The sequence below is a fragment of the Actinomadura sp. NPDC048394 genome (assembly GCF_040651755.1).
GTDB lineage: Bacteria > Actinomycetota > Actinomycetes > Streptosporangiales > Streptosporangiaceae > Spirillospora > Spirillospora montaniterrae.
The window spans coordinates 1-18,051 of record NZ_JBEZJL010000132.1 but is presented as its reverse complement, the minus strand read 5'-3'; the positions used below and the strand labels follow the sequence as shown (position 1 = coordinate 18,051).

General features: G+C 72.8%; 16 protein-coding genes. 8 read left to right on the top strand and 8 right to left on the bottom strand.

Going from position 1 to position 18,051, the window contains the following annotated elements; all coding sequences use genetic code 11:
• Positions 1 to 581 precede the first annotated feature (581 nt).
• The 7 genes from AB0C78_RS48685 to AB0C78_RS48655 all read right to left on the bottom strand — a co-directional run bounded on the left by AB0C78_RS48685 (position 582) and on the right by AB0C78_RS48655 (position 7,428).
• Positions 582 to 1,313 (bottom strand): Clp protease N-terminal domain-containing protein, encoded by a 732-nt coding sequence (locus AB0C78_RS48685; protein WP_360762064.1) that lies wholly within the window; start codon positions 1,311 to 1,313, stop codon positions 582 to 584.
• A 49-nt stretch (positions 1,314 to 1,362) separates the two neighbouring features.
• Positions 1,363 to 2,289, bottom strand: a complete 927-nt coding sequence (locus tag AB0C78_RS48680) for an NAD(P)-dependent oxidoreductase (protein ID WP_360762062.1) — start codon at positions 2,287 to 2,289, stop codon at positions 1,363 to 1,365.
• Positions 2,286 to 3,839 carry a class I adenylate-forming enzyme family protein gene (locus tag AB0C78_RS48675; protein ID WP_360762060.1) on the bottom strand — a complete coding sequence of 518 codons (1,554 nt, stop codon included), beginning with the start codon at positions 3,837 to 3,839 and terminating at the stop codon, positions 2,286 to 2,288. Before AB0C78_RS48675 ends, AB0C78_RS48680 begins: the two co-directional genes overlap by 4 nt.
• Positions 3,836 to 4,999 (bottom strand): cytochrome P450, encoded by a 1,164-nt coding sequence (locus AB0C78_RS48670; RefSeq protein ID WP_360762058.1) that lies wholly within the window; start codon positions 4,997 to 4,999, stop codon positions 3,836 to 3,838. The genes AB0C78_RS48675 and AB0C78_RS48670 overlap by 4 nt, the downstream gene beginning before the upstream one ends.
• Entirely contained in the window at positions 4,996 to 5,772 is a 777-nt protein-coding gene (locus AB0C78_RS48665) for a glycosyltransferase family 2 protein (RefSeq protein ID WP_360762056.1), read from the bottom strand. The genes AB0C78_RS48670 and AB0C78_RS48665 overlap by 4 nt, the downstream gene beginning before the upstream one ends.
• A gap of 2 nt (positions 5,773 to 5,774) precedes the next feature.
• The gene (locus tag AB0C78_RS48660) at positions 5,775 to 6,776 is read right to left on the bottom strand and encodes a ketoacyl-ACP synthase III (RefSeq protein ID WP_360762055.1); all 1,002 of its coding nucleotides are present in this window, start codon (positions 6,774 to 6,776) and stop codon (positions 5,775 to 5,777) included.
• Between the two features lie 214 nt (positions 6,777 to 6,990).
• Positions 6,991 to 7,428, bottom strand: a complete 438-nt coding sequence (locus AB0C78_RS48655) for a hypothetical protein (RefSeq protein WP_360762053.1) — start codon at positions 7,426 to 7,428, stop codon at positions 6,991 to 6,993.
• A 351-nt stretch (positions 7,429 to 7,779) separates the two neighbouring features.
• Between AB0C78_RS48655 and AB0C78_RS48650 the strand changes: the two genes are divergently transcribed.
• The 3 genes from AB0C78_RS48650 (at position 7,780) to AB0C78_RS48640 (ending at position 11,373) form a co-directional block, all read left to right on the top strand.
• Positions 7,780 to 9,027, top strand: coding sequence for a cytochrome P450 (locus AB0C78_RS48650; RefSeq protein WP_360762052.1), 1,248 nt, complete (start codon positions 7,780 to 7,782; stop codon positions 9,025 to 9,027).
• Positions 9,028 to 9,109: 82 nt separating this feature from the next.
• Positions 9,110 to 10,270, top strand: coding sequence for a steroid 3-ketoacyl-CoA thiolase (locus AB0C78_RS48645; protein WP_360762050.1), 1,161 nt, complete (start codon positions 9,110 to 9,112; stop codon positions 10,268 to 10,270).
• A 110-nt stretch (positions 10,271 to 10,380) separates the two neighbouring features.
• Positions 10,381 to 11,373 carry an MBL fold metallo-hydrolase gene (locus tag AB0C78_RS48640; RefSeq protein WP_360762048.1) on the top strand — a complete coding sequence of 331 codons (993 nt, stop codon included), beginning with the start codon at positions 10,381 to 10,383 and terminating at the stop codon, positions 11,371 to 11,373.
• Positions 11,374 to 11,547: 174 nt separating this feature from the next.
• Here AB0C78_RS48640 and AB0C78_RS48635 read toward each other — a convergent pair whose 3' ends face one another.
• Positions 11,548 to 11,790 (bottom strand): hypothetical protein, encoded by a 243-nt coding sequence (locus AB0C78_RS48635; RefSeq protein ID WP_360762046.1) that lies wholly within the window; start codon positions 11,788 to 11,790, stop codon positions 11,548 to 11,550.
• 334 nt (positions 11,791 to 12,124) lie between these two features.
• Between AB0C78_RS48635 and AB0C78_RS48630 the strand changes: the two genes are divergently transcribed.
• The 5 genes from AB0C78_RS48630 (at position 12,125) to AB0C78_RS48610 (ending at position 17,992) form a co-directional block, all read left to right on the top strand.
• The gene (locus tag AB0C78_RS48630) at positions 12,125 to 13,390 is read left to right on the top strand and encodes a cytochrome P450 (protein ID WP_360762044.1); all 1,266 of its coding nucleotides are present in this window, start codon (positions 12,125 to 12,127) and stop codon (positions 13,388 to 13,390) included.
• A gap of 37 nt (positions 13,391 to 13,427) precedes the next feature.
• Positions 13,428 to 14,681 (top strand): cytochrome P450, encoded by a 1,254-nt coding sequence (locus AB0C78_RS48625; protein WP_360762042.1) that lies wholly within the window; start codon positions 13,428 to 13,430, stop codon positions 14,679 to 14,681.
• Positions 14,682 to 14,709: 28 nt separating this feature from the next.
• A complete protein-coding gene (locus tag AB0C78_RS48620; RefSeq protein WP_360762040.1) occupies positions 14,710 to 16,002 on the top strand; it encodes a glycosyltransferase family 4 protein in 1,293 nt (430 codons plus the stop codon).
• Between the two features lie 99 nt (positions 16,003 to 16,101).
• Entirely contained in the window at positions 16,102 to 16,863 is a 762-nt protein-coding gene (locus AB0C78_RS48615; RefSeq protein WP_360762066.1) for a methyltransferase domain-containing protein, read from the top strand.
• Complete coding sequence (locus AB0C78_RS48610) at positions 16,853 to 17,992, top strand: prenyltransferase (RefSeq protein WP_360762038.1); 1,140 nt, start codon at positions 16,853 to 16,855, stop codon at positions 17,990 to 17,992. Before AB0C78_RS48615 ends, AB0C78_RS48610 begins: the two co-directional genes overlap by 11 nt.
• The last annotated feature ends 59 nt before the right edge of the window (positions 17,993 to 18,051 follow it).

The window sequence follows — 18,051 nt, the reverse complement described above, 5'->3', positions numbered from 1 at the left end:
ACGCCGAAGGCGCCCTTGACTTTGGAGGGGCGGCCCCGTACGCAAGCGCCACCCCACCACCCGAACACCCCTCTTGCCGATGCCCCCAAACACCCGTCCCCGCCGCCCCCAAGATCCCGGCTCGGACTCCCAGCTCGGACTCCCGGCCCGAACGTCCGGCCCGAACGTCCCGTCCCCAACATCACATCGCCTCACGAAGACCGCCCGCTCCAGGCCCTCGTCCCACCTACAGCCCCTCCGGCGCACCCCATGAGCTCAGCCGTCCAAGCTCACCGCACCCGGCCACGCACACGATCGCCCAACTCACTCCACGAGCAGCCGAGCTGCGGATGGCCCTCAGCGCATCGCATCCCCCAAACCGGCAGGACAACAAGGCCAAGGCAGCGACACAGCCCCTCCCACACAGCCCGTTCAGCACAGCCCGTTCAGCACAGCCCGTTCAGCACAGCCTGCGCGTCCTGCAAAAGCCCGCGCAGCCCGCCCGTCCCGGCCGTCCCGGCCGGCCCGCACAGCTTGGACACCCCGCGCAGCCTGCGGCCCCCGAATGGCGGGGCACTCGGGGGCTTCAACAGGTCGAGGCGCTACTCCGACTGTTCCGCGACCAAGGCGGCGAGGGCGGTGGCGATGTGGGCTTCGGCGGCGGGCTTGGTGACGCCCGCCTCGGACAGGATGCCGGTTCCGTTCTCGTGTTCGAGGAGGGCGAGGAGGATGTGCTCGGTACCGATGTAGTTGTGGCCGAGGCGGAGGGCCTCGCGGAAGGTCAGCTCCAGGGACTTCTTGGCGTCCTGGTCGAAGGGGATGAGGGCGGGGACCTCGGCGGCCTCCGGCGGCAGCGCGGCGGTGGCGGCCTGCCGGACGGTGTCGAGCAGCACGTCCTGCGCGGTGATCGCCTTGCTCGCGAGGGACTGCGGGTCCGCGATCAGGCCGAGGACGAGGTGGGCGGGGGTGATCTCGGCGCTGCCGGCGGCGCGGGCCTCGTTCTGCGACCCGATGACGACGTTGCGGGCGCGGACGGTGTAGCGGGAGAACCCCTGGGACGGGTCGAGGTCGGCGGGCGCGCCCTTGGCGACGAAGCGCTTCTGCGCGGCCTGCTTGCTGACGCCCATGCTCCTGCCGATGTCGGTCCAGGACGCGCCGGAGCGGCGGGCCTGGTCGACGAAGTGGCCGATGAGGTGGTCGGCGACCTCGCCGAGGTGCTCGGCGGCGACGACGGCGCTGGTGAGCTGTTCGAGGGCGTCGGGGTGGACCTTCTTGATGGCGGCGATGAGGTCGTCCAGCCGGATCTGGACGCCGGTCTGCGTGGGTTCGCTCATGCGTCAACCATAGGTTGACGATCCGGAATCGTCAACCGGCGGTTGACGATCACCAGGCGGCGGCTCCGGCGAAGGTGGTGGCGTGCGGCGCGTAGCCGAGGACGTCGCGGGCGGCGGTGATGTCGAGGGTCCGCTCGACGGCGAGGTGACTGATCGCGTAGCGGGTGAGGCGCGGCGGTTCGGGCCGGCGGGCCAGCAGGAACGCGCCCTCGGCGACGGCGGCGAGGGGCCGGGCGGCGCCCGCCGGGATGTAGACGGGACGGGCGGCGACGCCGCGTTCGGCGAGGATCTCGCGGAACGCGTCGTCGATCACGACCGGGGCGGCGTCGGCGACGTTGAAGACGCCGGACGCGACGGGGCCGGTCGCGGCGAGCAGGCACGCCTGGACGAGGTTGGCGATCGAGGTCAGGCTGATCCGCTGCCGGCCCGTCCCGACGGCGGGCAGCAGCGGCCCCCGGACGGCGGACAGGACGCGCGGCAGCAGTGTGGTGTCGCCGGGCCCGTAGACGGCGTGCGGGCGCAGGACGATCGCGCCGCGCCCGAGGACGAGGCGTTCGGCGGCGGCCTTGGACGCGCCGTAGGCGTTGAGGTAGCGGGCGACGGGCGCCTCGTCCTCGGTGGCCATGACGCTGGGCCGGAACGGGTCGTACACGCTGGCGGTGCTGACGTGCACGAACCGCGCGCCCGGGAAGGACGCGAGGGCGTTGCGGGTGCCGGTGAGGTTGGCGGCGAACAGGTCGGCGGGCCGTCCCCAGTCGGTGACGCTGCCCGCGCAGTGGACGACGGCGTCGACGGCGGGCGCGTCCGGGATCGGGCCGCGGGTGAGGTCCCAGGACCGGTAGGCGGCGCCGGCGAGGTGGCCGGGCGGGACGGACGGCCGCCGCCCGAACGCGTGGGCGGTGATGTCGCGGCAGGTCAGGGCGCGGCAGACGGCGCCGCCGACGAAGCCGGACGCGCCGGTGACGGCGATCCTCATCCGGACGTCCCCGGGCGCCGCGCGGGTTGCGCGGGCCGCGCGGGCCGCGCGGCGAGGTCGCGGAGGCGGTCGCGGTCGAGTTTGCGGGTGCGGCCGGAGCGGGGCAGCGCGCCGAGGACGATGACGCGGTCGGGCAGCGCGTCGTGGTCGATGACGGCGGGCAGGTCGCGGCGGAGGCGCGCGGGGTCGGCGGTGCCGGTGACGGCGAGGACGACCTCCTCGTCCCCGGTCTCGGGGTCGGGGACGCCGACGATGGCGGCTTCGTCGACGCCGGGGAGCGCGGCGATGGACGGCTCGTAAAGGCCGGGGTAGAGGTTGAATTTGCCGCGGATGAGCATGTCCTTCTTCCGGCCGGTCAGGACGATCCGGCCGTCGTCCAGGCGGGCCAGGTCGCCGGTCGCGAGTTCCTCGAACGGTTCGGCGCCGAGATAGCCGCGGCAGAGGTTGGGTCCGGAAAGGAGCAGTTCCCCGTCGTCGGCGAGCCGTGCCCCAACGCCCGGAAGAGGAGTGCCCAGAAGGTCGCCTTCGGCGCCGGACGCGGTGTGCGCGAGTTTCTCTTCGGCCGACGCGATCGCGACCGGCAATATCTCCGTCATGGCGTAGACGGAGAGTACTTCGGCGGACGTCGCGCTCGTCGCGCGTTTCAGGATTCCGGCGGGTGCGGGCGCGGCGCCGAGCAGGACGTACCGGAGCGACGGCGGCAGTTCCGGTGCCGTGTCCAGGATTTCGGCGAGGTGGACGGGGACGCAGAACGTGTGGGTGGCTCCGCGTTCCCGCATGAGGCGCACGAAATCGACGGGCGAGCAGAACAGCGGCGGCATCGACCAGCGGGCGCCGGATATCAGCGTCGGCAGTCCGAGCATCAGCTGGTCGGTGTGGACGACGTCGCCGGGCCCGAGCGGCATCCGGTCGCGGAAAAGGCCGAGTGCGGCGGCGAGGGACGCCTGGGAATGGACGACGGCGCGCGGCGCGGCGGTGGTCCCGGAGGTGAAGATGACCGCCGCGGGGGCGCCCGGGTCGGTGTCCTCCGACGGCTCCGGGGCGTCGCCGCGCAGCAGGTCGGCGAGCGACAGGGAGCCTCGCGGCACACCCGGGAGGCGGCGGCCGACGTGGATGTGCCGCATCGGGTCCTCGCCGGGGATCTGCAGTTCGGCGAGATTCGGGAGCAGCAGCCCGCGCCGCCGCGCGTAGGCCCGGACGATTCTCAGCCGGCTCCCCGCGTAGAGCACCGATTCGGCGGCGGACCAGCGCGGCCGCGCCAGCCGCAACCGGGCCGTGAACATTTCCGGCCCGGCTCCGGGATCGGCGAAGACGACCACTCCCCCGGCGGCGACGACGCCCAGCGCGAGGACGAGGGATTCCGGTGACGGGCGGACGGAGAAGAGCACGCCGTCGCCTTCCGCGAGGCCCGCGGAAAGGAGCCCGTGCCGGACGGCGAGCACCTGGCGGCGCAGTTCGCCATAAGTGAGCTCCGTGCCGTTCCCGGACACCAGGGCGACGCCGTCCGGTGTCCGCGCGGCCTGGTCGAGCAATTGCCGGACGAGCGTCATGCGACGGCCTCCGAACGGACGGCGAGATGGCTGTAGGTCGGGATCAGGACGCCGCGGGCGGCGGCGCGGCTGGTGATGCGCAATGGCGCGGCGTCCAGGAGCGTCCGGGCGACGCGCCGGATCTGCGCAGTGGCGAGCGGATAGCCGATGCAGAAATGCGGGCCCGCGCCGAACCAGAGGCGCCGCAGTTCCGGCGGATGCGGGCGTTCGAGGTCGAACGGCCCGAGGTCGCGGCAGCAGTTGTGCGTGGCGATGAGCACCCGGTCCCCGGGACGGATCGGCACGCCGCCGACGACCGCCGGGCGGTGCACGCTCCGCAGCATCACGGGTGTCGGCGTCGTCACGCGCATCGCCTCGTCGATCGCCCGGTCGAGCAGCCCGCGCGCGGCGGCGACCCGCGGCAGCTGCCCCGAGTCGGCGAGCAGCGCGATCAGGCGGGGCAGCAGGGTGGCGACGGTCTCGGTGCCGGTGAGGAAGAACGCGCCGGCGGCGCCGCGCGCCTCGTCCTCGGAGAGGCCGAGCGCCCGCATCCGGCCCATGACCGTGGACTCGTCGCCGGCGGCGTAGGCCTTCGCGGCGATGGCGCCGAGCGGGTCGAGGACGGCGCGGGCCCGCTCGACCTGCGCCGGGCTGAGCCGCCGGGTCCGCAGCGACACCATCGACACGATCCGCTCGCCCTGCTCGAACAGGTGCCGCCAGTCCGCCTCGGTGCCCGCGTCCAGGCCGATGACCTCGCTGATGACGGCGCCCGCCATGACGCGCGCGGCGTCGACGAGGTTGACGGTCGCGCCGCGCGCGAGGCGGTCGGCGAGCCGTTCCAGCGGGTCCGCGAGCACGCGCGCGCACAGCGCGTCGGTGTAGGACGGCGTGAACAGGTCGGTGAGGCGGCGGCGGAGCGCGCGGTGCGCGTCGCCTTCCATGTTCAGCAGGACGGACGGCCCGAGTACGGGCGTCCACAGCTCGCCGGGCGAGCCGGGGCCGTCCTTGCGGAACGTCTCGCCGTCCATCAGCACCTCGCGGGCGAGCGGCGCCGCGTTCACGACGACGCCGAGGCCCGGCACGCGGACGATCGGCCCGCGCCGGGCGAGGCCGCGCAGCAGCGGGTACGCGAACGGGTGCGCGGTCAGGTACAGCCGCCGCTCCCAGTCCAGGGTCCTCATCGGATGTCCACCACCTCGGGCATGTAGCGGTGGTCGGCGTACCAGCCGAGGGTCTTGACCAGCCCGAACGCGCGCAGCCGCCGCACCGACCCGTACACGACGACGTCCTTGCGCAGGCCGTAGGCGTCGGTCAGGTAGCGGACGCGGTTGACGAGGGCGCGGTCCTCGTGGAGCTCCTCGATGCGGGTGCGCGGGAACCCGCCGGCCCGCTTGTACAGGTCGGCGGTGATGGCGACGTTGCAGCCCGGCATCATCACGTACGGGCCGAGGTACAGCGGGTCCTGGTTGCCGGGGCGGAACCGGCCGAACGCCGCGGCGATCCCGATCACGGCGGGCAGCAGGCGGCGCTCCCAGAGCTTCAGCGGGAACTCGTCGGTGCGGGGCCGCAGGGGGCCGGACACCATCTCCAGGCCGTCCGCGAACGCCCGCTTCACCGCGGCGATCCAGCCGGGGCCGGGCAGGCAGTCCGCGTCGGTGCGGGCGATGTGCGTGGCGCCGGCGGTCATGGCGTGCCGGAAGCCGGTGTCGGCGGCGGCGCCCGTCCCCTTCTCCGGTTCTGGGACGATCCGGACGTCCATCGCCGGGTGGTCCTCGGCGAACGCCCGGACGACCTCGGCGGTCCCGTCGCGGCTGCCGTTGTCGACGACGGCGAGCGTGAAGCGGGGGTCGGTCTGCGCGGCGAGGCGGTGCAGCGTCGCGCCGATCGAGCGCTCCTCGTCGAACGCCGGGACGACGACCCACAGGTTCATGTTCGGCTGTGTGCTGTCCGGCATCGTCACAGCTCCGCGAACAGGACGCCGAGGCTGACGCCGCCGGCGAGGCCGACGAGCGCGACGCGGTCGCCGGGGCGGCAGCGCCCGTCCGCGATCGCGGTCGCGAGCTGGAGCGGCAGGCTCGCGGACGCGACGTTGCCGTGCTCGGGCAGCGTGACGACGAGCCGGTCCGGCGGGACGCCGAGCGTCGCCCGCAGCACCTCCAGGTACGGCAGGGTCACCTGGTGGACGGCCACCACCGCGAAGTCGTCCCAGGCCAGGCCGGTCTTGGTGAGGGCGTTGGCGAAGATCTCCGGGCCGGCCGCGAGGAACGCGTCCTTGAGCCGCCGCCCGTCGCCCGAGAAGTAGGCGTACTCGGGGTCGCGCGGGTGCATCGACCCGCCGGCGGGCAGCGTGCCGATCTCCCAGGCGCTGGAGACGGCGGCGAAGTCGCGGTAGAAGATGCCGCCGTCGGGCGCGGCCTCGACGAGCATCGCGGCGCCGCCGTCCGACAGGGTGTAGCCGGCGAACGCGTCGGCGAACTGGGCGCGGTCGCGGACCGTCCAGCGGATCGCGCGGGACGGGCTCTCGCCGGTGCAGACGAGGACCCGCTCGTGCTGGCCGGTGCGGATCAGCGCGTCCGCCATCTGGAGCCCGTTGAGGAAGCTGTTGCAGGCGTTCTTGACGTCGAACACCGGGCAGGACGCGCCGAGCTTGGCGGCGGCGATGTGCGCGGTGGCGGGCTCGATGAGGTCCTGCGACGCGGAGCCGAAGATCAGCAGGTCGACGGCGTCCGCGCCGATGCCGCGCTGGTCGAGCGCCCGGCGGGCGGCGGCGACGGCCAGGTCGGAGGCCTGCTCGCCGTCGTCCATCACGTGCCGGGCGCGGATCCCCGTCATCCGTTCGACGATGGTGGGGTGCGGCCGGTAGCCGGGGCTCTCGGCGGCGACGCGGGCCTCGACCTCGGCGCTGGTGACGACGCGCGGCGGCAGGTGCGCGGCGACGGCGGTGATGCGGGCTCTCATGGGCTGGTCCCCCGGTCCTCGTCCTGGGTGGAAAGCGTGGGAAAGCCAGGTTCGCGGGCCCCGGCCGCGTCCGGACAGGGAGACCTTACGGAAGACCGACCAGGCGTTCTAGCCTGATTCGCGGTGAGTAGTGACACTCATCCCGAATGAGTACTTTGCCGGACCAGCCGGTTCCGGCCACGCGCCGCCGGGCCGGGGGCGGGTGGGCGCCGGATCAGCCGGCGGGCACCGCCGGGACGTCCGGCACGTCCGGGCCGAGGGGCGCCGCGGCGCGCGGGATCTCCGTCGGGGCGGGCGGCACCTCCGTCGGGGCCTGCGGGCCCGAGGGCGGCGGCGAGATGATGATGGTCGCGGCCGGGCCGACCGGGTTCCCGTCGTCGCTCCTGCGCGACCCCGACTGCCACCACCACAGCGCGACCGAGATGGCCACCAGGACGAGCACGCCGCCGATCACCTGGATGACCGCCCGCCGGTGGCTCGGCTCCCGGTACCGGCGCCGGGCCAGCCTGCCGCGGATGCGCAGGCGCCCGGCGGGGCGCCACCGACGCGCGCGGCGGGGCGGCTGCGCGCGCTCGCGCGCGGACGGTTCGGTGAACGCGGCGTTCCTGACGAACTCCTCGTCGAACACGGGCTCGTCGAAATCAGCGGGCATGGACGTCTCCGGCGCGGGGGGAGTGCACGCCCCAGGCTAATGGACGGCCGCGACACCCGAACGTCCCGGTTCCGGGCGCCGAACTAGAACGCGTTCTCGTTAGCGAGACATGCCAAGGTGACAAAGGTCACCGCCTCGAGATCTTGAGTTGCCGACCAGGCTCGTGGCAGCGCGACCGCCGCCGGATTTCGCCTGCTGGAAGGGGAGGCGGTCTCCGGCGAGACAAGCAAGCGCTTGGGTAAGACACTTGATTAGACTCAAGTCTCATTCACCCTTGCCGCGCCGCTGAAACGGGTTCTACGGTGAGCCCGGACCGGACGTTCCCGCGCCGCGCATCGGGAGGAACCGCGCATGACCGCCACCGCACCGGAGACCGCCGTCCCCGCCGGGTTCGACTTCTGCTCCCCGGACCTGATGGCCGAGCGGGTGCCGCTCGCCGAGTTCGCCGCGCTGCGCCGCACCGCCCGCCCCTGGTGGAACGCCCAGCCGCGCGGCCGCACCGGCTTCGACGACGACGGCTTCTGGGTGATCAGCAAGCACGCGCACGTCAAGGAGATCTCGCGCGACGCCGAGCTGTTCTCCGCCAACGCCAACGGCGCGGTCATCCGGTTCAACGAGACGTTCGGGCGCGACGAGCTGGACCTGCAGCGCGAGAACCTGCTGCTGCACATGGACGCGCCGCAGCACGCCAAGCTGCGCCAGATCGTCTCCCGCGGCTTCACGCCCCGCGTCGTCAAGGGCCTGCACGACGCGCTGCGGGAGCGCGCGGAGCGGATCGTCGCCGAGGCGCTGCGCAAGGGCGGCGAGGGCGACTTCGTCACCGAGGTCGCGGCCGAGCTGCCGCTGCAGGCGATCGCCGAGCTGATGGGCGTCCCGCAGGAGGACCGCCGCAAGCTGTTCGACTGGTCCAACCAGATGCTCGCCTACGACGACCCCGAGTACGACGCCGACCCGGCCTGCGCCGCCGCCGAGATCATCGGCTACTCGATGAACCTCGCCGAGCAGCGCCGCGGCTGCCCCGCGCACGACATCGTCACCAAGCTCGTCCAGGCCGACGTGGACGGCCGCGGCCTCACCGACGACGAGTTCGGCTACTTCATGATCCTGCTCGCCGTCGCCGGCAACGAGACCACCCGCAACGCGATCACCCACGGCATGATCGCCTTCCTCGACCACCCCGAGCAGTGGGAGCTGTTCAAGGCCGGGCGCCCGGAGACCGCCGCGGACGAGATCGTCCGGTGGGCGACGCCGGTGACGGCGTTCCAGCGCACCGCCGTCCGCGACACCGAGCTCGGCGGCATGGAGATCAGGGCGGGCGACCGGGTGGCGATGTACTACTCGTCGGCGAACTTCGACGAGGAGGTCTTCGACGCCCCGGGGACGTTCGACGTCACCCGCTCCCCCAACCCGCACCTCGGCTTCGGCGGCACCGGCGCCCACTACTGCATCGGCGCGAACCTGGCCCGGCTGGAGATCGGGCTGATGTTCGACGCGATCGCCGACCACATGCCGGACATCGCCCGGATCGGCGAGCCGCGCCGCCTCCGCTCCGCCTGGCTGAACGGCGTCAAGGAGCTCCCGGTGCGCTACCGCCCCTGATCCCGATGGGCGGGACGGGGCTTCCGGCTGAAAGTAGAACTCGTTACAGTCGAAGGCGAATCCCGTTCTAGAAGGAGACCGCATGGGTACCCCGGTGATCGTCGAGGCGGTGCGCACGCCGCTCGGGAAGCGCAACGGCTGGCTGGCGGGACTGAAGCCGATGGCCGTCCTCTCCCACACGCTGATCGCCGCCGTCGAGCGCGCCGGCATCGACGCCGCGCAGGTCGAGCAGGTTTTCGCCGGCTGCGTGACGCAGGCCGGCGAGCAGGGCTCGCACATCGGCCGGTACGCCTGGCTGTACGCGGGCCTGCCCTGGCAGACCGGGGTCACCACGATCGACGCGCAGTGCGGGTCGGCGCAGCAGGCCGTCCACCTGGCCGCCTCGCAGGTCGCCGCGGGCGTCGTCGACGTCGCGATCGGCTGCGGCGTCGAGGTGATGAGCCGCGCGCCGCTCGGCACCAACGTGCTGCCGCACAACCCGCGTCCGGACGACTGGTCGCTGGACATGCCGAACCAGTTCGAGGCGGCCGAGCGGATCGCGCAGCGGCGCGGCTTCACCCGCGACGACCTGGACGCGTTCGGCGCGCGCTCCCAGCAGCTCGCCGCCAAGGCGTGGGCGGACGGCCGGTTCGAGCGGGAGGTCGTCCCGATCGAGGCGCCCGTGCTGGACGCCGAGGGCAATCCGACCGGCGAGACCCGCACCGTCACCCGGGACCAGGGCCTGCGCGAGACGACCAAGGAGGGGCTCGGCAACCTCAAGCCCGTCCTCGGCGAGGGCTCGCTGCACACCGCCGGCACCTCGTCGCAGATCTCCGACGGCGCGGCCGCCGTGGTCGTCATGTCCGAGGAGAAGGCGTTCGAGCTGGGGCTGCGGCCGCGCGCCCGGATCCGGGCGCAGGCGCTGGTCGGCGGCGAGCCGTACTACCACCTGGACGGCCCGGTCCAGTCGACCGAGCGGGTCCTCGCGCGGGCCGGGATGACGATGGGCGACATCGACATCAGCGAGGTCAACGAGGCGTTCGCCTCGGTCGCGCTGTCCTGGGCGTCGGTGCACAAGCCGGACATGGACACCGTCAACGTCAACGGCGGCGCGATCGCGATCGGCCACCCGGTCGGCGCGACGGGCGCCCGGCTCATCACCACGGCGCTGCACGAGCTGGAGCGCCGCGACGCCCAGACCGCCCTGATCACGATGTGCTGCGGCGGCGCGCTGTCCACGGCCAGCATCCTCGAGCGCATCTGACCAGCAGCACGTCCGACGCGTGGGGACCCGGTTGCGGAGCACCGTTCCGCGTTCCGCTAGGGTCCCCACAACCGACTCGCCCGACCGGATTGGGCGCGAAAGGCGGTCCCGTGGAGCCGGTACCCGAGGATCTCGGCGGGGGGCTTTGGAGCGTTCCCGTCCCCATTCCGGGCAACCCGCTGGCCTACACGCTCGTGTACGCGGTGGAGAGCCCGCAGGGCCCCGTCCTGATCGACGCGGGCTGGCAGCACGAGGACGCCTGGACCGCCCTGCGCGACGGCCTCGGCACCTTCGGGATCGACGTCGCCGACGTGCGCGGTGTCGTCGTCACGCACTTCCACCCCGACCACGCGGGGCTCGCCGGGCGGGTCCGCGAGGCGTCCGGCGCGTGGATCGCGATGCACCGGGCGGACACCGAGATCGTCCGGCTGTTCCACACCAGCCTCGGGCACGAGGAGCGCCGCTCGTTCGAGCTGACCTCGATGCGCCGGGCGGGCGCCGGCGAGACCGAGCTGGCCGCCGGGATGGAGCAGCCGCGGGTGGACCCCCCGGCGATCCCGGACCGCGAGCTCGACGACGGCGAGCTGGTCGACCTGCCGGGCCGCAGGCTCCGCGTCATCTGGACGCCCGGGCACTCCCCCGGCCACATCTGCCTGCACCTGGAGGACGGCGACCGGATGTTCACCGGCGACCACGTCCTGCCGCGCATCACCCCGCACATCGGGCTCTACCCGTACGACACCCCGGACGTGGACCCGCTGTCGGACTTCCTCGGCTCGCTGGACAAGATCTCCGCGATGTCGGCGGACGAGGTGCTGCCCGCGCACCAGTACCGGTTCACGGGCCTGTCCGAGCGCGCGCGCGAGATCATCGGCCACCACGAGGAGCGGCTGGCGGAGGTGACGGCGCTGCTGTCGTCGCGTCCCGTCACGCTCTGGGACGTCACCGCCGGGCTGACCTGGCGGCACCCGTGGGAGCGGATGCCGCTCGGCGCGCGCCGCATGGCCGCCGGCGAGGCCGCCGCCCACCTCCGCACCCTGGAGAACCGCGGCGTGGTCCGCCGCGAAGGCACCGACGACCCCCTCCGCTACACCCTCCGCTGACGGCCCGGGCCCGCCGCAGCGCGGGGACCACCTCGGCCGTCACGCGAGCGCGCTATCTGACCGGTGGGGCGAAGCCGAAGGCGAGCCCCGCCGGGAAGCTCGCGAAGCGAGTTCGCGCTCGCCCAAGCACGGTCAAGGGGCGAGCCGCTAGGCGAGCCCCTTGGGCCGTGCTTGTCATGAACGGAGGCTGATGCGGCGGCTCTCCAGCCAGCGCTGGTCGTCCTCGGTCCACATCAGGGCCTCGGGCTCGGCGCCCGCGAGGCGTTCCAGTTCCGCGGCCGTGAGCGCCTCCGGCTCGGTCCAGAGCCGCGGGCGCGCCAGTGCCGCGCGCCGCGCCCTCCGTCTGCGGATCGCCGCCCTGACGAGGTCGACGACGGCGTACACCAGGATCCCGCCGGCCACGATTGCGAAGAACATCGCGGGACCTCCCATCCCCCGAGCGCTGGCGCGTACTTCTTGTGACATTCCCGCCCAGACGGGGCTACACCGCCAGATGCCCGGACACCTCGTGCGGCGGGGCGTCGCCGCAGGGTGACGGCCCGATGCGATTCGAGTCACTCTGCCGTCTGGACCCTTGATGAGACTGGAGTCTCATGTTAGAACGTGTTCTATATCCGGATGCCAAGCAAGCGCTCGATAACCAAGATCAACCGACCGGCGTCCGACGCCGGTGACCGGCCCCGCGCGGCGCGACACGGAGCCACCGTCCCGTCCTCGAAGTGACCAGCCCGCACCGGCTCGAAGGAAACCCATGGCCACTGAGACCCGTACCGCTCCCACCCCGGCCTTCGTCGCCCCGGAGATCGACATCATCGATCCCGGCGTCTACGAGCGCGGCGGCATCCCGCACCGCCAGTTCGCGTGGCTGCGCGACAACGACCCCGTGCACTGGCACGCCGATCCGAACGACGGGGTCGACGGCTTCTGGGCGGTGACCCGGCACGAGGACGTGGTGCGCGCGTCGCGGCGCCCCGACCTGTACTCCTCGCACGAGCGGTCGGCGATGTTCGAGGAGTTCAGCGACGAGGACATCGCGCTGTACGGGCAGATGATGCTGTTCCAGGACCCGCCGGACCACACCCGGCTGCGCAGCATGGTCAACAAGGGCTTCACCCCCCGGATGATCGGCAAGCTGCAGGACCACATCCGGGAGATCTGCAACGGGCTGATCGACGAGGCGGCCGAGCTGGGCGAGTGCGACTTCGTCGAGCACTTCGCGGCGCCGCTGCCGCTCTACACGATCTGCGAGCTGCTCGGCGCGCCGCTGGAGGACCGCGAGAAGATCTTCGCCTGGTCCAACAAGCTGGTGGCCTTCAACGACCCCGAGTACATCGGGGACCGCACCGAGTCGCAGCTGTGCGCCGCCGAGTTCGCCGGCTGGGCGGGCGAGCTCGCCGCCGCGCGGGCGTCCACGCCGCGCGACGACATCGTGACCAAGCTGCTGACCCCGGACGCGGACGGCAACCGGATCACCGACGAGGAGTTCCAGCTCTTCGTGATCATGCTGTCGATCGCCGGGAACGAGACGACCCGGACCGCGACGGCGGGCGGCATGCAGGCGTTCTTCGAGCGACCCGAGCAGTGGGCGCGGCTGAAGGCGGACCGGAGCCTGCTGCCGACGGCGGTCGAGGAGATCGTCCGCTGGGTGAGCCCGATCAACCAGTTCCGCCGCACGGCGATGGAGGACGTCGAGATGGGCGGCAAGCTGATCCGCAAGGGCGACAAGGTCGTCCTGTTCTACGGGTCGGCGAACCGGGACGAGCGGGTCTTCGACAACCCGTTCAGCTTCGACGTGGGCCGCGACCCGAACCCGCACATCGGGTTCGGTGGCGGCGGCCCGCACTTCTGCCTGGGCACCCACCTGGCCCGGATGAACCTGAAGATCATCTTCGAGACGATCCTGGACCGGATGCCCGACATCGCCCCGGCCGGCGAGCCCCGCCGGCTGCGCTCCAACTTCGTCAACGGGCTGAAGGAGCTGCCCGTACGCTTCACCCCGTCCCCCCGCCGCGGCTGACGATCGAGGTCCCCCCGGACATGGAGGTCCTGGCGCGATGACCACCACCCCTGAGATCGGCCCCGCCCCTGACATCGAGCTGGTGGAGCCCGGCGCGTACGAGCGCGGCGGCGTCCCCCACGAGCAGCTGGCGTGGCTGCGCGAGCACGACCCGGTGCACCGGCACCACGGCGACCCCGAGCGGGGGAACCCGCCCTTCTGGGCGGTGACCCGGCACGCGGACGTGGTGCGGGTGTCCCGGCACCCGGAGATCTTCTCCTCCTACGAGCGGCTCGCCCTGTTCGACGAGCCGCCGGAGGATCATCTGGCGCTGCAGCGGCTGATGATGCTGAACCAGGATCCGCCGGAGCACACGCGCAAGCGCGGCATCGTCAACCGGGGGTTCACGCCGCGCGCGATCGGCGCGCTGGCCGACCACATCAGGGAGATCTGCCAGAGGCTGGTGGCCGAGACGGTGGAGCGCGGCGAGGAGGCGGACTTCGTCCGCGACCTCGCCGCCCCGCTGCCGCTCTACGTCATCTGCGAGCTGCTGGGCGCCCCGCCGGAGGACCGCGAGAAGATCTTCACCTGGTCGAACACGCTGATCGGCGGGGACGACCCGGAGTTCCAGCGGACGCCGGAGGAGGGCCAGGAGGCGGCGACGCAGCTGTACGCGTACGCCAACGAGCTGGCCGCCGACCGGCGCGAGAACCCGCGCGACGACATCGTCACCAGGCTGCTGCAGCCCGACGCCGACGGCCAGGTCCTGGACGGCGACGAGTTCGAGCTGTTCGTGATGCTGCTGTCGGTCGCCGGGAACGAGACGACCCGCAACGCCGCGACGGGCGGGATGCTCGCGCTGCTGGAGCATCCCGAGCAGTGGGCGCGGCTGCGGGCGGACCGGGCGCTGGTGCGGACGGCGGTGGACGAGATCGTCCGCTGGGTCACGCCGGTGAACCTGTTCCGCCGGACGGCCGTCCAGGACACCGAGCTCGGCGGCCGCAAGATCGCCGAGGGCGACAAGGTCGTGGTGTTCTACGCCTCGGCCAACCGCGACGCGGCGGTGTTCGCCGACCCGTACTCCTTCGACGTCGGCCGGGACCCGAACCCGCACCTGGGGTTCGGCGGCGGCGGGCCCCACTTCTGCCTGGGCGCCCATCTTGCCCGGCTGGAGCTGAGTGTGCTTTTCGAAACACTTTTGGACACTGTGCCCAATATTGAACTCGGCGGTAACGTACGGAGGCTAAGGTCTAGTTTCATCAACGGCATAAAGGAGATGCCGGTGCGTGTGCGACCGGCGTCCCGCGACTGACGGGAGTGGTGCGTGGGCAGGGGCTGGCGTGGGTGAGGCAGACGAGCCGGGCGGACCGTTGCGGGTCGCCCTGCTCTCCTACCGGAGCAAGCCGCACTGCGGCGGCCAGGGCGTCTACCTCCGGCATCTGAGCCGGGAGCTGATCGACCTCGGGCACACGGTGGAGGTGCTGTCCGGCCAGCCGTATCCGGAGCTGGACCGCGACGAGATCGCCCTCACCAAGATCCCGAGCCTGGACCTGTACCGGGACGAGGACCCGTTCCGCACGCCGGCGCGCGAGGAGTTCCGCGACTGGATCGACGTGCTGGAGTTCGCGCACATGAAGACCGGCGGGTTCCCCGAGCCGCTGACGTTCAGCCTGCGCGCGCTGCGGGAGCTGAAGCGGCGCCGCCGCGACTTCGACGTCGTCCACGACAACCAGGTCCTCGGCCTCGGCAACCTCGGCATCTCCCGGCTCGGCCTCCCGCTGGTCACGAGCATCCACCACCCGATCAGCGTCGACCGGCGGATCGAGCTGGAGGCGGCGCAGGGGATCAAGCAGAAGCTCGGCAAGCGCCGCTGGTACGGGTTCGTCGCCATGCAGGCGCAGGTGTCGCGGCGCATCGGCCCGGTGCTGACGGTGTCGGACTCGTCCAAGGTCGACATCGTCAAGGACTTCAAGGTCGACCCGCGCGACATCGAGATCCTGCCGCTCGGCGTCGACACCCGGATCTTCCACCCGCGCGGCGAGCGCGTCCCCGGCCGGATCGTCGCGATGGCCAGCGCGGACGCCCCGATCAAGGGCGTCGACGTGCTGCTGCGCGCGGTCGCCAAGGTCGCCACCGAGCGGGACGTGCACGTCATCGTCGTCAGCCGCCCGCAGAAGGACGGCCCGACCGAGAAGCTCGTGCGCGAGCTCGCGCTCGGCGACCGGGTCCGGTTCGTCAGCGGCATCAGCGACGACGAGCTGGGCGAGCTGCTGGCGTCCGCGGAGATCGCCGTCGTCCCGTCCCGCTACGAGGGCTTCTCGCTGCCCGCCGTCGAGCACATGGCGTCCGGCACCCCGCTGGTCGCGAGCCGCGCCGGCGCGCTGCCGGAGGTCGTCGGCGACGCGGGCGTGCTCGTGCAGCCCGGCGACGTCGAGGAGCTGGCCGCGACGCTGCGCCTGCTGCACGACTCCGCCGAGGAGCGGGCGCGCGTGGGCGCCGCGGGACTGGCCCGCGTGCAGGAGCGGTTCGCGTGGCCGGCGGTGGCGAAGGCGACCGTCGGGCACTACCGCGCCGCGATCCGCGAGCACGGCTACCTGCGGCTCGCCGCGTCCAAGCGGGCGCGCCGCACCTGAGACGGGCGGCACCCGCGAGGGGCCGCATCGGGCAAGCCTGTAGTTGAGAAGTGCTGTGGGAACCCCATCCGGGCCTCCCCGTACGGAAGGAGCACGACCCTGCTGACCGTGGATTTCCAGCGGTTCCGCGTCACCCCCGGGGACCGCATCCTCGACATGGGATGCGGGGCCGGACGGCACGCCTTCGAGCTGTACCGCCGGGGTGCCCACGTCGTGGCGTTCGACCTCGACGCGGACGAGCTGGCCGGCGTCGAGACGATGTTCGGCGCCATGCGCCTGGAGGGCGAGGTCCCCGAGGGCGCGACGGCCGAGACCGTGCAGGGCGACGCGCTGGCGCTCCCGTTCCCCGACGACCACTTCGACAAGATCATCGCGTCCGAGGTGCTGGAGCACATCCCCGACGACATGCGGGCGATGCGCGAGCTGCTGCGGGTGCTGAAGCCGGGCGGGCGGCTCGCCGTGACGGTGCCGAGCTGGCTGCCCGAGCGGGTCTGCTGGGCGCTGTCGGAGGACTACCACACCGCCCCCGGCGGCCACGTGCGGATCTACACGCGCGCGGAGCTGGAGGCGAAGTTCAAGTCGATCGGCTTCAAGGTCGGCGGCCACCACCACGCGCACGGGCTGCACGCCCCGTACTGGTGGATCAAGTGCGCGGTCGGCGTGAACGACGACGGCAACCCGCTCGCCAAGGCCTACCACCAGATCCTCGTCTGGGACATCATGAAGCGGCCGCTGGCGACCCGGCTGGCCGAGCGCGCTCTGAACCCGGTGATCGGCAAGAGCGTCGTCGTGTACTTCGCGAAGCCGTCCGTGCCGAGCGCGCCGGCGGCCCCGGCGAAGGAGACGGCGGATGCCGTCTGAGACCGCTCCCCCCTCCGTACCGGGAGTCGTGACGGCGGACGACGTCGTCGCGACGGCCCGCAGCATCGCCCGCCAGCAGGAGGCGTCCGGCGCCATCCCGTGGTTCTCGCCGACCCACGGCGTGCCCGGCCACGTGGACGCGTGGAACCACGTCGAGGCGGCGATGGCGCTGACCGTCGCCGGGCTCGGCGACGAGGCGCGCCGCGCCTACGCGTGGCTGGCGAGCGTCCAGCGGCCCGACGGGTCGTGGCCCGCGAAATGGGTGCTGGGCGAGGTCACCGAACCGGGCGGCGAGTCCAACCACGCCGCCTACGTCGCGGTGGGCGTCTGGCACGAGCTGGTCTGCACCGGCGACGAGGACTTCGCGCGCCGGATGTGGCCGACCGTCCGGCGGGCGATCGACTTCACGCTCGGCCTGCAGACCCGGCGCGGCGAGATCATCTGGATCCGGCACGAGAACGGCGCCGCGTCCGACCACGCGCTGCTGACCGGCTGCTCGTCGATCTACCAGTCGCTGCGCTGCGCGGTCGCGCTCGCCGAGCACCTCGGCGAACCGCAGCCGGAATGGGAACTGGCCGCCGACCAGCTCGGCCACGTCGTGGCCGCGCACCCCGAGGCGTTCGCCGACAAGAGCCGCTGGTCGATGGACTGGTACTACCCGGTGCTCGGCGGGCCCGTGCGCGGCGACGCCGCCGCGCGGCGGCTGGCGGAGAGCTGGGACGCCTTCGTCGTGCCGGGGCTCGGCTGCCGGTGCGTGTCGGACCAGCCGTGGGTGACGGCGGCGGAGAGCTGCGAACTCGTGATGGCGCTCGACGCGGCGGGCGACCGCGACCGGGCGCTGGAACTGTTCACCACCATCCAGCACCTCCGGCACGAGGACGGCTCGTACTGGACGGGCTGGCAGTTCGAGAACGAGCGGCACTTCCCCGGGGACCGTTCCACCTACACGGCCGCCGCGGTGGTCCTGGCGGCGGACGCGCTGGCGGACGCCTCACCGGGCGCCCGGCTGTTCAAGGAGATCGCCGGCCGGCCCCTCGGACCGTGCGCCGCGTCCGACCCCCTCGCCTGCGGCTGCGCACTGGTCATTTGTGGGGGGACGACCCCCCACACCCCCCGCGTGCGGAGCTGACCGGCGCCCTCTACTTGTGGGGGGCCGACCCCCCACACCCCCCGCTGCGGGGGCGGCCG

Bases quoted from the DNA above. Each gene is read 5' to 3' on its own strand.
- AB0C78_RS48670 (WP_360762058.1), bottom strand. From the start codon at position 4,999: ATGAGGACCCTGGACTGGGAGCGGCGGCTGTACCTGACCGCGCACCCG.
- AB0C78_RS48650 (WP_360762052.1), top strand. From the start codon at position 7,780: ATGACCGCCACCGCACCGGAGACCGCCGTCCCCGCCGGGTTCGACTTC.
- AB0C78_RS48635 (WP_360762046.1), bottom strand. From the start codon at position 11,790: ATGTTCTTCGCAATCGTGGCCGGCGGGATCCTGGTGTACGCCGTCGTC.
- AB0C78_RS48630 (WP_360762044.1), top strand. From the start codon at position 12,125: ATGGCCACTGAGACCCGTACCGCTCCCACCCCGGCCTTCGTCGCCCCG.
- AB0C78_RS48645 (WP_360762050.1), top strand. From the start codon at position 9,110: ATGGGTACCCCGGTGATCGTCGAGGCGGTGCGCACGCCGCTCGGGAAG.
- AB0C78_RS48665 (WP_360762056.1), bottom strand. From the start codon at position 5,772: ATGCCGGACAGCACACAGCCGAACATGAACCTGTGGGTCGTCGTCCCG.
- AB0C78_RS48660 (WP_360762055.1), bottom strand. From the start codon at position 6,776: ATGAGAGCCCGCATCACCGCCGTCGCCGCGCACCTGCCGCCGCGCGTC.
- AB0C78_RS48685 (WP_360762064.1), bottom strand. From the start codon at position 1,313: ATGAGCGAACCCACGCAGACCGGCGTCCAGATCCGGCTGGACGACCTC.
- AB0C78_RS48610 (WP_360762038.1), top strand. From the start codon at position 16,853: ATGCCGTCTGAGACCGCTCCCCCCTCCGTACCGGGAGTCGTGACGGCG.
- AB0C78_RS48625 (WP_360762042.1), top strand. From the start codon at position 13,428: ATGACCACCACCCCTGAGATCGGCCCCGCCCCTGACATCGAGCTGGTG.
- AB0C78_RS48675 (WP_360762060.1), bottom strand. From the start codon at position 3,839: ATGACGCTCGTCCGGCAATTGCTCGACCAGGCCGCGCGGACACCGGAC.
- AB0C78_RS48655 (WP_360762053.1), bottom strand. From the start codon at position 7,428: ATGCCCGCTGATTTCGACGAGCCCGTGTTCGACGAGGAGTTCGTCAGG.
- AB0C78_RS48680 (WP_360762062.1), bottom strand. From the start codon at position 2,289: ATGAGGATCGCCGTCACCGGCGCGTCCGGCTTCGTCGGCGGCGCCGTC.